The following is a 13,945-nucleotide window of genomic DNA, read 5'->3' on the forward strand; positions in this document are numbered from 1 at the left end:
GCCGTCGTTGCTGAGTAGGATTCGCATCCGACAATTGCAACCGAGGACATGGTACGACGTCGACTCGAAGGGTCGCGTCCGCGCCCGTCCCTGCTCTACACCGAGGCAACTTCAGTGAGGCGAAGACATGCGCGCCGGAAAGCGGCGAGTGAATTTCCCCGACGTGCGCTCTCTCAAGGTCAGTGGCAGACGGTCCTATAGAGCGTCGCGTACTTGTCGATGATGACGGCGGATCCGAACTTCTTCTGGGCGGCGCGCTTTCCTGCCTTGCCCATGCCATTGGCGCGCGCGGCGTTTGACCAAAGCTCGCCGATTCTTTCTGCAAGCAGCGGTATGTTACGCGGCGGAACCAAGTATCCGGTCTCGCCTTCTTGCACGAGATCGGAAAATCCGCCAACAACCGTGCCGATTACTGGGCGCCCCGCCCACATTGCCTCGAGCGTCGAAATCCCAAACGATTCAAAGTAGCTTGGCATACAGAAAATCGACGCGCGCGCAAAAGCGGCGATTTTTGATTCACCCACAATCCAGCCAATGAACTCCACCTGGTCTTCGATTCCAAGCGTTTCAGCTAGGCCGCGCCATCGAGCCGTATCTCCTGAACCCGCTACCTTCAATGGCACGCAGAGGCCGCGCAGCCGAAGTTCTCTGACCGCGCGAAACAACTCCTCTAAACCTTTGCTCTCCGCTAGCCGAGCAGCGAAAAGCACGTATCGGCCGTCGTCTATCGGTTGTGCACACGAAAGACAAGCACGTTCGGCCTCAACGGCACAATTTCCGATTACCGTTGGTAGCGATGTCGTGCCGAATGTCTTCAGCATATCGTCGCGATGAGCACTTGACACGACGACACGTGCATCTGAATGGCGAACCATGCATTTTGCCGCGGCGCGATAGACTGCTCCAGCGCCCTCGTAGTACTCAAAGAAGTCTCCCGAATGGACGTGAAAGATGCACCGCCGACGCATTACCTTTGCGGTTGCAAATATGACACCTTTTCGGACAAGCGAGCCGCGGGACGCAACGTGTAGATGCACGATATCTGCGTGCCATGCAGCATGTATGAAGCGAAGAATATCGGTGGAGACGAATTTCAGAATGTTCGTCGCAGACTTGAAGCTTCTTGTCGGAAAGATTGCTGTTTTAATCCCCAGCGATTGAAGGTTGTCGGCCTTGGACCGTAGGTCATTGAGCACTGTAGCGATCCCGCCTTTCTGTCCATATCCGGGCCCAACATGCAAAACGCGAATATTTCGATGTCTGGATCGTTTCATCCCTTTAGTCAAGCGTTGAATACTATTCATTAGTGTCACCACAATTTGTGGAATGATCCGTGATTCCGCGCTCGGTACCACAGGAGTACATCGGTAAGATGTTCACAACGAGGCCGATGGGGGAAGTGGTCCATCAGGCGGAAAGCGGGCCCACGCGCAGGCAAGAGGCGAGAATTGCGCAACTGCGCAATGCGGTCGCGCAGAGGCGGGATTCCGACAGATGCTTTCGCCTGCCCCGACGATGGACGATAAATAACGTACGCATACATCCAGCGGGATGTAGGAAGAAACAAATGCCACTACTCATATGGAGCCGGCGCTACTCTACGGTCACCGATTTCGCAAGGTTTCGTGGCTTGTCTACATCCGTGCCTCGACCGCATGCCGTGTGATATGCGAGCAGTTGTAGCGGCACGACGTGCGGGATCGGCGAGAGCAGTCCGTAGTGCTCTGGCATACGGATAACGTGGATGCCATCGTCGCTCTTAATGTGCGTGTCGGAGTCCGCAAAGACGTAGATGTGACCGCCACGAGCGCGCACTTCCTGCATGTTCGACTTGAGCTTGTCGAGAAGCGCGTCGTTCGGTGCGATGGTCACCACAGGCATTGCCTCCGTCACGAGTGCGAGTGGCCCGTGCTTGAGCTCACCAGCCGAGTACGCCTCAGCGTGGATGTACGAGATTTCCTTCAGCTTCAGCGCGCCCTCTAGCGCGATCGGATAATGTAACCCTCGGCCGAGGAACAGCGCGTCCTCCTTGCGCACGAAATCGTCGGACCACGCGATGATCTGAGGCTCAAGCGCCAGAACGGCGTTGAGCGCCGCGGGAAGGTGGCGCAGCTGATGGATATACTCTGCTTCCTGCGCGTCGTTGACATGGCCGCGAACCTTTCCGAGCGTCACTGCCAAAACGAACAGCGCGACGAGCTGCGTCGTGAACGCCTTCGTCGACGCGACGCCGATTTCCATTCTTGCATGGGTGAGGAACTTGAGCTCGGTGAGGCGCACCATAGCGCTTGTCGCAACGTTGCACACGGCGAGCGTATGTGTCATCCCCTGGGACTGCGCGTGCTTGAGCGCAGCAAGCGTGTCGGCAGTTTCCCCCGACTGTGAGACCGTCACCACAAGCGCGCGTGGGTTCGGCACCGACTCGCGATAGCGGTACTCGCTCGCGATTTCGACTTCCGTCCGGATCTTCGCGACCGATTCGAGCCAATACTTGGCGGTGAGGCCGGCGTAGTAGCTGGTGCCACAGGCGAGAATCAACACGCTGTCGATGCCGCGGAACACGTCGCTGGCCATCTCGCCAAACAACCTCGGACGAAACGTATCTGTGGCCGGAATTGTGTGGGAGATCGCGCGCGGCTGCTCAAAGATCTCCTTCTGCATGTAGTGGCGATACGGCCCAAGTTCGACCGCGCCACCATATGCCTGCACGCGGCGCGGATTCCGGACGACCTTGTCACCTCGAAAGTCGACGAGGCGCACGCCCTTGAGCGCGATCTCGCAGATGTCGCCCTCTTCGAGATAACTGATGTGCTCCGCGCTACCCGCGATGGCGAGCGCATCCCAAGCAATGAAATTCTCGTCATTGCCATAACCCACAACCAGCGGTGAGCCGGCTCGCGCGCCCACTAAGGTGTGTGGGTGGTCTTGATGCACTACGCCTATCGCATAGGCGCCCGTGAGTTGACGCACAGCTTCACGCACAGCCGCGAACAGGTCCCCCTTGTATAGGCTGTGAATCAGATGCGCGATGACCTCGGTGTCGGTCTGCGAGACGAACTCGTAGTGCTGCTCGCGCAGCGTTTCGCGCAGTGCCTGATAGTTCTCGATGATGCCGTTGTGCACAATTGCCAGCGAGCCGCTCGAGAAGATCGGATGTGCGTTGTTTATGGTCGCCGCCCCATGCGTCGCCCAGCGTGTATGCGCGATTCCCGTCACGCCTTCGAACCGCACTTCGCTCACTTGATCGTCAAGCTCCGCCACGCGCACGACGCTGCGCACGCGCCGTGGACCGTCGCTCGTCACGACAGCCAGGCCGCAGGAGTCATATCCTCGATATTCGAGCCGCCGCAGTCCTTCAACCAGGACGGGAACGATATTACGACGCGCTACTGCACCGACAATGCCGCACACGTAGTTTGGTCCTTTAGATACGAGAGGGTGAGCGTCTAGATGGCGGGAGGCTGAACCAACATCCAGCAATTCAGTCGCTGCTGTTCACCGGCAGGTCGCAACTGGCCTTTCAGGATTCAACGAACAACGCATCGGGGTTGAGCGAGCGTTGGCGACGTTAATCTGCGTTCGCCATCCCGCTAGCGTCTGGGTTGGAATGCGTCGCTTTGATGAAGTTGCCTGGTACGGTGCGAGACACTTCACTGCGCTTCCGGTATTCGGTCGGCGTCGTCGATAGATGCTTTCGGAACAGCTTGGCCAGATGTTCTCCGCTGCCGATACCGCAGTGGCGTGCGATCTTATCGACGGGTAGGCGTGTTTCGACAAGCATCCTGCAACACAAATTCAGCCGAGCGTAGAGCAGATAGTCGGACGGCGTCATGCCCATTTCATTCTTAAAGCGCCGCAGGAAGTTTCGCTCGCTCATCGCCGCGACCTTCGCAGCAAGTTCCATTGAGACAGACCGACCGACGTTCTCGTCCAGCCATCGGGCAGAAGCGTTGATCTTGTCGCTGACATCCGAGGCAGCGTTCGTTCGAAAGAATGCGCCGGGAGGCGTGTTGCCTTGTGGCGCCATTGATTGGGCTATGTGTTGTGCTAATTCGGCGCCCAGATCCTCTTCGACGATATCTAACGCCGCGCGCACCGGTCTCATGCTTTGATCGAATAGTCGCGGCGCGATCTCAGGTCTTCCTGCGCCGATGCGGTCCATCTGCGGGTCAAGACATTTTTTCGCTTCGGCGGCGTCGTACAACAAGCGGCCCTCAGCAATAGGGTGAACCGTAGCGCTTGCATGACATGCCCGACGCAACCAAGGGATGAGAAGTTCGTCGTGCAATGCCCGATGAGCGCTTATGCCACCTGCGATGAACAGCCTGTGCAAGTCGCTTTCGTATTGAAGCGAGCCGACGCGCTCCGTCCATACATACACAGCGGAGGAACTCGCAACCCGTCCGCCCGATGTGGACAACAGTGAGACTTCGTATCGAGAGTGTGCGCCATGATGCTGCAGTACCAGCGCGTTAGCTTTGTGAAATATTTCTATTACCGCGGCCGTGTCTGGGAGTGCAAATCCATCGAACAGCACCAAGCCGATGCGTTTGATATTTTGCATTTCCGGTGGTGCGTGGGACTTAAGCACGTCCGGTCGCGGCTTTGTGCAAGCAAACTCCATCGTACTTTCCCCGAGAATATGTATTCGGCCTCGCAGTAAAGGACTTTCCTCATGATTATGGGGTTTATCGCACGTAATTCGGCAAGAGCCGTTGTCGAATGGCCGAATGCGCCAACATCTTGACCGTTGAGGTCAAACAAACCGGTATTTCGGCCTATTGCCATCGCTCGGCTGCTCGACGTCTGATGCGCTCGGAATGTGCAGCTCGTCGCTGAACGCGTGGCAGCGTGTGAAGCACACTATCTTGCTTAAGCTGGGGCTTGAGCCTCTTGTGGCCCGTGCGATAATTCGAGAGAAGATCGGTCGCCATATGCAAGCTGCATCGCACCGCGCGCGTTGTCGATAGGACAAACAAGCGGCAGAGATGGCGATCAAGCAGGGCCTCTCACACAGGCAGTTTGTCTCGAAAGCGATGGAAGTAGGCGAGCGGTCTTGCCACGCGCCCGGTCAGGCAAGGTTCCACGAAAAAAAAGCCGCTGCTCGAGGAGCGGCGGCCGCAAAGTCAAAGGACTAGGCTGGCCCGCCTACTTGTCCTTCGCATTTCCAAGCGCGAATTCTAGCGCGAAGAGGAAGGGCACGCGCAAGGACTGCGGAATGCGACACGGTTTTGGCCAAAAGCGGGAGCTGCTATCCGTTGCCAACCCGAATCAGGACGAAGACACGCGCAGTGGAACTGCCTTCCGCGCGTCTCGGTACGCTGTCGGCGTGGTCGAAAGATATTTCCGGAACAACTTTGACAACGGTCCGCCATCACTGAAACCGCAGTGACGTGCAATCTTGTCGACGGGCAATCGCGACTCGCCCAGCATTCTGCAGCAGAGACTCAGCCGTGCGTGTAGCAGATAGTCGGACGGTGTCATGCCTATTTCTTTCTTGAACCGCCGCAGAAAGTTGCGCTCGCTCATTGCAGCGGCTTCTGCTACGGCGTCGATCGAGATCGGGCACGTCAGGTTCGCGTTCATCCAACGAACGGCGACCTTGATGTTGTCACTCGGCGGCCGGTCAACACTCGTTTCGAACAACTCGCTGAAGGACGGAGCCTGATGCGTGGACAGCGAGTCTGAAATCAGTTTCACGGTACTTGCGCCGAGATCCTGTTCGACGATGCGTAATGCGACGAGGCCAGCGCCCGACGTCGGTGTGAGCGACCCGTATATTTCATGAAGCGACCCGTCGCCGTTGGAATCGGACAGGCACTTACTTGAAAGAGCGGCCGCATCCAACAGACACCGTCCTTCTGCGATTGGCTGAACCATTTCACTCGATGAATACTGGCGACATAGCCAATCGATCATGCGCTCATCCTTGGATGCATCGCGTACCCCGACTCCGCCAGCGATAAAGAGCAATCGCTTGTCGTCCTTGCCACGGTGGCAGTCGAAGCGTTGTGTCCACACTACAACTGACGAAGAGCTGACGATGCGACCGCCTGACGCGGAGAGGAGCGCTACTTCATAGAGGGGGTGGCGATCTGGAAGGGTGGCGATTAGAGCGTTCGCTTTATGGAATATTTCAATAACTACTGCAACTTCGGGCAGCGCAAAGCCATCGGCCACCAGGATGTCGGCACGCGTTAGCGCCCGAATGGAAGATTTGCTCCACTGCAGCGGCAGGTGATTATCAGATTCCATTACGTTCTTTGCTTCCGAAAGAGTCGATGTGTTGAACTCTATGGTTGCGACGGTTGAGTTGTGCGGACCTGCGAGGGCCGCCGCTTGCCGAAATATAGCTAGGGTCGGTCGGAAAGAGACGCGCGGTGCGTTCACCGACGTGGGACCCGCGTATTCTAAATGAAAACTTGATCGGTAATGACACTGCGTCTCGTTTTCATCGGGATTTTTTTCCAAGCCAAGAGGGAGGTGCGTACGGGGAATGCAACTGACCGGAACATTTCGCCAAATTCCAGTCGGATTTACGCACTTGCGGAACCGGTTCCTTTGGTATTCTCAGACAGAATGTTCGCGGCATCCGCCGCCTGCCTGCAACGCTTTGCTACACCTGTACAATCCGCTCTCACCCCTTGTGTCATTTTTCCTTCATGAGCAACGTCGGAGTCCGGTAGACGAACGGGTGTGTACCGGGCTAAAGAAACAAAGACGCGCGACCGATAAAGATTTATGCGTAAAGAAGACATCCGAACCATCGTCGAAGCTGCCTTCGAAACCGCGGACTCAATTGTGGGCGCGAGAGCTTGGAAGACGGAAGAAGACGCCAGTGCTATGCACGATGTGATCTTTTGGGACATGCTTACCAAGCAACTGCCGGGCTACACGGTCGCCGAGGTCTTGGCAATTTTCGAAGAGGAGATTCAACCGAAGGCAAACCGATCAAGCTGAAGCTCGATCGACTTCGCCACGCTGTACAAGGCACGGGAAGTGTAGGTGCTAGACAACAACTTAGGCCGCGGGCGCAACGCAGGAGGCTGAGTAACCGTCGCGCAATTGGTCCACAGACTGCCCGCCCTCAAGTGGATAACGACTCGTTCGAGAGTCAGCCAATTCGCGCAGCTGCAGTGCTCGACTCGCTCGTTCAATTCAGAGTCGCCCCTTAAAGCAACGTGTTGCACGGCTATTGCACCTAGCTCATGAGCACTTGCCGACAACATCGGAGAAGAATCCGCCGCAGCCCTCGTTCGTAATGACGGAGGGCGTAGAATCCCCTCGGTCACTCGCGGGAAGGCCCTCGGGGAAGGCCCTCGGGGAAGGCCCTCGGAAAAATCCCGTCGAGCTCGTGGTACCCGCCGGTGTCCCGCGATCCGGCGGGTCTTTTTTTGCGGTGAGGACTCCGTTCAATCTTGTTGGTCGGGCTGTGACGCGGGCCCCTGTCACACAGTGCGAAAAACAAAGGCGAAGCACGAGCCGCGAAGACCTCGCCGATCCTCGCAAGCGGCGTGTTGGGGCACGAGAGTTAGAACTTCACTCGGACGCCCGAGAACGAGGCCGCTTGCCTGTTGCTGGAAGATGCCGTGCCGACTTGGCAATTGCCGCGATGTTCTGATAACTGCTGCCCACGCGGGCCGACGCATCGCCTGCCGCGACTTGAAAGACCCCCTACAGATACAGGTCCGTCCGCTTGGATCGCGCATAGTCGACGCCGAGCGTGAACTGATGCCAACGCGGCTTGAAGTTCGCGCCGTTCGTACCGGCCAGATTGGTCACGCGTCCATCCGCGTATGTGCAGTCGCCGATCAGCGTAAGCAGGCGTGAATAGAAGCGTGCGTTCAGATCGTTGTGAGCTCGTCGTCATAGGCGTCACAACATAGCGGCCTCTGATACTGCATAGTGTGGTGGCGGCTTGCTGCCACTTTGTCCGACTTCCGACATGCAAGTGCCGCTCATCGCTCGAGGAGTTAGTTTTTTCCGACGCAATTCGTGACTTCAAGGGCCGGCGAGTCCGGCTGCTCAATGATCCTGTCGAGACGATCGCTTGCGTCGAGCAGTAAATGGAAGGGTGTATCTCGCAATTGCCTGTCGTGTTCATTGAGAACCTGCGTAAGAAGTACGATGGTCTCGGGCGGATAGTTTCAGTCGCCGGCTTCGTTGCCATGCTCAAAGATGGTCGTAAGCTGCTTATCTGAGTCTTCAAGTACGCGCGAATCGAGCTGTTAGCGGCGGTGTAAAAGCGCCATTAGACGGCGGCGCAAAGTTGAGTAGAAGCGTCAACAACAGGGGCGGTTACGGGCCGCTGTTGTTGGGTGATGGCCGTCAGAACGGATCGTCGATGTCGCGAGGGTGAGGATTGTCGGGAGGCGCGCGCTGTTCGTGCAGCAGGTCATTGAGCGGAATCTGGTAGTGCGAGGCGATACGCTCGCGTAGATCGTCGATGAGTTCCACGACGGCGAGCGCCTGTTCTGCGGACCAGTTGTCCGGGATCAGGAACTCGAGCCCATGAGTGAAGCCCGAAGGCAGGTGAAGGCGCTTCATGATTTCTTCTTCTCCATGCGTGCCGCGCTGCGTTTCTTTGCGCGCTGCTCGGCCCGTTCACGTGCCTCCTTCACCCGGTAGGACTCGCCTTCGATCGCGACGACTTCGGCGCGATGCACCAGCCGGTCAACCAGCGAGACGACGCAGGCGGCGTTCGGAAATACCTCCGACCATTCTGCGAACGGCCGGTTTGTGGTGACCACGGTGCTCGCTGCGCCATACCGGCGGCTGATCAGCTCGAACAGCAGGTCGGCGTGGCGATTCGAGTAGGAAAGGTATCCGACCTCGTCAATTACGAGCACGTCAGGCGTGGCGTACCGGTGCAGCCGCCGGCGTAACGCTGAGTCACTGTCCAGCGCGGCGAGCATCTGGCCAGCCGTTGTGAACAGCGCGGTGTGCCCGTTGACGAGCGCCTGGTAGGCCAGGTTCAGCGCCAGGGTCGACTTGCCCACGCCGTTCGGGCCGATCAGTACGACGTTGGCGGTGTCCCTGACGAACTCGAGCGACATCAGTTCTTCGACGGCGGCCCGGTCGCAGCGCGTGGGCCAGGCCCAGTCGAAGTCGCACAGCGGTTTGAAGCTGCCCAGATGGGCGTCCCGGATGCGCCTCTCGAGTGAACGGCGGGCGCGTTCGTCCTCCTCCCACTGCAGTAACGGCTCGACCCACGCCGCCTCCGAGATGTCTGTCCAGTGCGCCAGCAGCCCGTACAGGCGCAAGGCGTTCGCGCGCTCCTGCAGGTTCTCAGGCGAGCTCATCAGTACCTCCCGTTATCTGGTCGTAGATGTCGAGCCGGTGAGGGGTCACCAGCGTGTCCTTGCTGCGCACGTGCTCGGGCAGGTTCACCGTCACCGGCGGCGGTATCTGGCGCGACTCGCGCCTACGCTCCAGCGCCAGACGCACCGGATTCTGGTGAGGCGCGGCATCGCTGGCGAGCGTTTCCTCGATGGCCGCCTGCAGTTCGGCTGCACCATAACGGTCGAGCAGCCGCAGCAGGTGGGCGGTGATATTGCCCAGATTGGCGCCGCGTTCCGCCGCGCGCAGCATGAGCGTGTGACTGGCCGGCGCCGCGCGGGCGAGATGGTCGAGGCCGCGATGGTGACGGGCTTCGCGTTTGCGTGCAACGAGGGCGTCGATGTGCGCGACAATCTCGATCTGCGCGCCGCGATCGTAACTGCGCACATGAGTTGCAAGCAGATCGGCGCCGTCGAGAATGCGCACCTGCCGGGGATCGGCCCGGACCGTGAGTACGCGCCGCACGTGGGTATGCGGGATCGTGTAATCGTTCAGATCGAAGCGCACATACGGCTGCTTGCCGACCTTCACGGCCAGTTGCAGCTCGCACGGGTACGGATTCGCCGGCAACGCAAGCAGGCTGGGCTGTTCGCGGGCGAAGGCTTCGCGCACCGTGATCGTGGGCTCTTCCCGGCAGGGACGATCGGCGGCGGGACCGGCGCACCAGAGCGCGGCCTGGGCATTCAGGTCGTCGAGGTCAACGAACTTGCGCGCGGCAAAGAAATTCTCACGTACATACCTGATAGCTCTTTCGACGCGTCCCTTCTCGTTGCCTCTGGCCACTGCCACTGGACGGGGCTCGAAGCGATGATGAGCGGCGAACGCAAGAAGCGTCGGGTTGAAGCGGATCGCATCACCCTGACGCTCGAGCACAGCGCTCCTGAGATTGTCGTAGAGGAGGATCCTTGGCAATCCGGACCACGCCGCGAACGCGCCGGCGTGGCCCGCCAGGAAGCTGTCCATGCGGGCATCGAGGAAGAAGCGCAGATAGATCTGCCGCGACCACGACAGCACCATGACGAAGGCCATCAGCGGCCGACGCGCGCGCCCGATCTGCAGGTGATCGAAATGGCCCCACTACGCCGGGTATCAGACTATGCCGAGAGACTCCCACCCCTTTGTAAGACGACGGCGTTCGAACGGGACGAGACTGGAGCCCGTACTAGGCATAGTCTGTTGTGCTACAAGCTTTGGAGGAATGCCAGCAATGTGTCGCCGGGCTTGTATTTTGCCGCCGTAGTACCTGAGGGCGTGGTCTTTTCGAGCATCTTTCGTTTCAGTTCGAGATCTGCCTCCAGGTAGATGCGGGTAGTCTCGACGGATTCGTGACCCAGCCACATCGCGATGACGGTCGTGTCATACCCGGCATGCAGAAGGTTCATGGCTGCGGAATGCCTCAACACGTGGGGGCTTATGTGCTTGCTCCTTAGCGACGCGCACGCCTTCCGGGCCGTGTCGGCGTGACGCGCGAGCAGGTATTGGATGCCGTCGTTGCTCATGCGAGTGCCGCGGCGGTTCGGAAACACAACCTGAGCTTCGCCGAGGGGAAGCTCATTCAGCCATGCCTGTAATACCGGCGCGGTTTGCTTCGTTAGCGGCGTGCAACGCTCTCTCCGACCCTTGCCCGTTACATGGACGTAGGCGCCTGTGCCCAGGTGGACATCTTCGCGAGTGAGTCCGGTCAGTTCTGACAGTCGTAGTCCGGTTTGTGCCGCGAGCAGCAGCCAGGCGTAGTCACGTCGCCCCGACCACGTACTCTGATCCGTCGCATCGAGCAGTGCGTCCAGTTCCCGCCGGGTCAGATAGCCAATTTGCCGACGGGTCGCGCGTTTTGACGGGATTGCCAGCACCCGCTGAATCTGGCTGGAATATTCCGGAAGCTCGAACGAAGCGTACCGGAAGAGCGAACGTATTGCAGTCAGACGCAGATTCCGGCTACGCGCGGCAATACCACGCCGGTCCTGCAAATCATCGAGAAACGCACTGATCAACGGGGCATCGATATCGGCCCACAGAAGTTTGGACGGTTGCTTGCCGGTTCGTGCGTGGACGAACTTGAGCAACAGGCGAAACGTATCCCGATAGGATCCGATGGTGTGCTCGCTCACATGTCGCTGCTTCATCAGGCGCTGGGTAATGAATCGCGTTAGAACGCTTCCGAAGTTGACAGTCGTGCTCATGACGTTTGCTCCCAGTACCGTTCAAGCCTTTGCCTGGCGAGCTGCAGCAGTTCAGGTCGCGCAGAGAGATACCAGTATGTGTCGCGGACTTCGACATGCCCAAGGTACGCTGACAGCGCTGGCAGCCGGCGCTCGATCTCCTCGTCGTCGCGATACCACCGCAACAGTGCCTGCATGGCAAAGTGATGCCGAAGATCATGCAGATGTGGTTTGCGTCCTGCCTCGTTTGCCGTTACGCCAATACGCTTCATCAGGCGCTGGAATGTATCGAGCATTTGCTCGCTACTCAAAGGCGAACCGCAGTCGTTCACAAACACATGACTTATGAGGTGCGAGCGCGATCCGAAGAAGTGTTGGCGCCGCTCCAGATAGCCCGTAAGAACCGCCACCACACTCGGGTGCAGAACCACGAGACGCGACTTACCGAATTTGGACGAGCGGATCGTCAGAACTCCATCCACAAGGTTGACATCGTCCACGAACAGATTGCGAGCTTCACAGGACCGTAGTCCCGACACGCTGAGCAGTCCATACAAGCAGCGGAATGTCCAGCGTCGCAAGCCGTTCTCGGGGCGGAGCTTCAAGGTGGCCTGCAACAGACGTTCGATATCGTGGTCAGTAAAGAAGTATGGCTCAGGGCGGACGTATTTGAACGGAAGCAGATCCGTTGGAGGCACCTGAGTCCTTGCGTCAAACGCGCTGCAATACCGGGCGAAGCTTCGCACGAAGCCCAAACGCCGGTTCCATTGGGCAGGTTGGACTAAACGCGGTTTCTGTGCCCAGGCGAGCGCGAGCTTCGTCGTGATGTACACGGCCTGTTGCCGTTCCATGAACGAGACGAACGTCCTCAGACCCGTGCCTTCGCAGGTGAGCTTGAAACCCAATGATCGCCGGGTCGTCAGGTAGTCGTCCAGGAGCTTTGATAATGTGCTCATCTTGGTTCTCCTGGCCACGGTTGGGCAAGTGGGCGCAGGGCTCCGAAATCCACTTTCGCGTAGATGCCCGTTGTCTTTGAATGTTGATGCCGCAACAAGCTACCGATCTCAGGAAGAGAAGCTCCATGCCTGAGCATCTCGCAGGCTAACGCGTGCCGGAATTGATGTGTGCCTCTATGCTGGGCATTAATCCCTGCGCGCGTCACGGCAGCGTAGACAATTGAAGCAATGCTGGTCGGCGAACCAAAGCCGCGGACCGGTGCGTTCGCACACAGGAATAGTGCACGGAAATTACAACGCGGACGTCCATGTTGAAGATAGTCTGCGATGGCCTCGCCAACATTTGTCGGAATCGGTAATATCGATTGGCTTCCGCCTTTACCGAGTACCGTAAGACTACCGCGCTCCCAGTCAATACAATCGAGCGTCAGTTGAACGATCTCGCTCGATCGCAAACCCAGCCGTGCCAGCAGCAGCAATATTGCGTAGTCCCTGCGACCCGTCGACGTATCTCGCCTGCAACTGGCCAATACGGCGCTTACGTGCTCTGCTGGCATGGCTCGTGGAATTGCCGTCATTGACCAGTTGGGAACTGCGGGAACGGCGGCGGCCAGATCGAGCGTAATATCGCCACGATAGTTTAGATACCGCATGAATGAGCGTAGCGCAATGGTTGCGCATCGGGCACGAGCCGGACTCAATCGACCGGATTGCTGACGGATGAAACTGATCACGTCGGCGGCATGCAAGGCGGACAACCTGATCGTTCCCGTACCAAATCTGTTGGCGAGAAACTGCTCGGCGAACGGAACATATTGAACGCAGGTTGCGGTCGACAGCCCTTGATCGTCGCGAAGATATCGGGAATATGCGGTGGTGATCCGCTGCACATTCGTCGACTCAATCACAACCGGAGAATCAAGGATGGCACCACGTTGACGCAGATAGGCGATAAGCCTGAATATGGTCGCTGGAAATCCTCGCTGAATCGCGTTTTCTTCTGCATACCGTGCCACAAACTGTTTTGCATGCGCCTCTGCCACGCCGTCGATATGAATATGGTTCGCCTTCAGCCAGCAACTGAACCTTGCAACGAACCGGAGCTGCTCACCAATATAAAACCGGTTGTAACCCTGCTCGCTCAGATGCTCGGCGAACGGATCGATATGTGCGGCAAGCGGTCCAACGGGAGCGTGCAACAGCCTCCACACCTTGACATCAGTCTTGTCCATCTCATCCTCCTTCAAGGACATGACATGGCCTTGAGGGAAGAAATACTATGCCGATTTGATTCGACGATATGGGCGCTTTCCGAAGGTCGGGAGCCCGTTACTCGGCATAGTCTGATACCCGGCGTAGTGGGGCCTATGCCGAGCTCGGTATAGGGCCCAGTCAACCTGGCCCTGCTCTCCGGGCAAGGTGCGTAGCCGCAGATAGGCCTCTGGTGTAGGACGCGGACGGTGTATCGCGATCAGGTGCCGGAAATGATGG

At 58.4% G+C, this 13,945-nt stretch carries 11 protein-coding genes; 1 reads left to right on the top strand and 10 read right to left on the bottom strand.

Features of this window, described 5'->3' with window-relative positions; translation table 11 throughout:
• Positions 1-179: 179 nt before the first annotated feature.
• From HWY30_RS25580 to HWY30_RS25595, 4 genes are all read right to left on the bottom strand, one after another.
• The gene (locus tag HWY30_RS25580) at positions 180-1,304 is read right to left on the bottom strand and encodes a glycosyltransferase family 4 protein (protein WP_090812922.1); all 1,125 of its coding nucleotides are present in this window, start codon (positions 1,302-1,304) and stop codon (positions 180-182) included.
• A gap of 289 nt (positions 1,305-1,593) precedes the next feature.
• Positions 1,594-3,411, bottom strand: a complete 1,818-nt coding sequence (glmS, locus tag HWY30_RS25585; protein ID WP_090812921.1) for a glutamine--fructose-6-phosphate transaminase (isomerizing) — start codon at positions 3,409-3,411, stop codon at positions 1,594-1,596.
• Positions 3,412-3,568: 157 nt separating this feature from the next.
• Positions 3,569-4,564 (bottom strand): GlxA family transcriptional regulator, encoded by a 996-nt coding sequence (locus HWY30_RS25590; RefSeq protein ID WP_244144994.1) that lies wholly within the window; start codon positions 4,562-4,564, stop codon positions 3,569-3,571.
• A gap of 707 nt (positions 4,565-5,271) precedes the next feature.
• The gene (locus tag HWY30_RS25595) at positions 5,272-6,255 is read right to left on the bottom strand and encodes a GlxA family transcriptional regulator (protein ID WP_090812919.1); all 984 of its coding nucleotides are present in this window, start codon (positions 6,253-6,255) and stop codon (positions 5,272-5,274) included.
• Positions 6,256-6,741: 486 nt separating this feature from the next.
• On the opposite strand from HWY30_RS25595, the gene HWY30_RS25600 reads away from it, so the two are divergent.
• Positions 6,742-6,960, top strand: coding sequence for a hypothetical protein (locus HWY30_RS25600; protein WP_090812918.1), 219 nt, complete (start codon positions 6,742-6,744; stop codon positions 6,958-6,960).
• 1,368 nt (positions 6,961-8,328) lie between these two features.
• Here HWY30_RS25600 and HWY30_RS25610 read toward each other — a convergent pair.
• From HWY30_RS25610 to HWY30_RS25635, 6 genes are all read right to left on the bottom strand, one after another.
• Entirely contained in the window at positions 8,329-8,547 is a 219-nt protein-coding gene (locus tag HWY30_RS25610) for a hypothetical protein (RefSeq protein ID WP_090812917.1), read from the bottom strand.
• Positions 8,544-9,302: an IS21-like element helper ATPase IstB gene (gene istB, locus HWY30_RS25615; protein WP_090812916.1), complete on the bottom strand. Its 759-nt coding sequence runs from the start codon at positions 9,300-9,302 to the stop codon at positions 8,544-8,546. Before istB ends, HWY30_RS25610 begins: the two co-directional genes overlap by 4 nt.
• Positions 9,289-10,368, bottom strand: coding sequence for a Mu transposase domain-containing protein (locus HWY30_RS25620; RefSeq protein WP_090812915.1), 1,080 nt, complete (start codon positions 10,366-10,368; stop codon positions 9,289-9,291). Before HWY30_RS25620 ends, istB begins: the two co-directional genes overlap by 14 nt.
• Before the next feature lie 152 nt (positions 10,369-10,520).
• Positions 10,521-11,519: a site-specific integrase gene (locus tag HWY30_RS25625; RefSeq protein ID WP_090812914.1), complete on the bottom strand. Its 999-nt coding sequence runs from the start codon at positions 11,517-11,519 to the stop codon at positions 10,521-10,523.
• Positions 11,516-12,454, bottom strand: a complete 939-nt coding sequence (locus HWY30_RS25630; RefSeq protein WP_090812913.1) for a tyrosine-type recombinase/integrase — start codon at positions 12,452-12,454, stop codon at positions 11,516-11,518. Before HWY30_RS25630 ends, HWY30_RS25625 begins: the two co-directional genes overlap by 4 nt.
• Positions 12,451-13,686 carry a site-specific integrase gene (locus tag HWY30_RS25635; protein ID WP_090812956.1) on the bottom strand — a complete coding sequence of 412 codons (1,236 nt, stop codon included), beginning with the start codon at positions 13,684-13,686 and terminating at the stop codon, positions 12,451-12,453. The genes HWY30_RS25630 and HWY30_RS25635 overlap by 4 nt, the downstream gene beginning before the upstream one ends.
• Positions 13,687-13,945: the final 259 nt, after the last annotated feature.

Source organism: Paraburkholderia tuberum STM678 (assembly GCF_902833905.1).
GTDB classification, from domain to species: Bacteria; Pseudomonadota; Gammaproteobacteria; order Burkholderiales; family Burkholderiaceae; genus Paraburkholderia; species Paraburkholderia tuberum.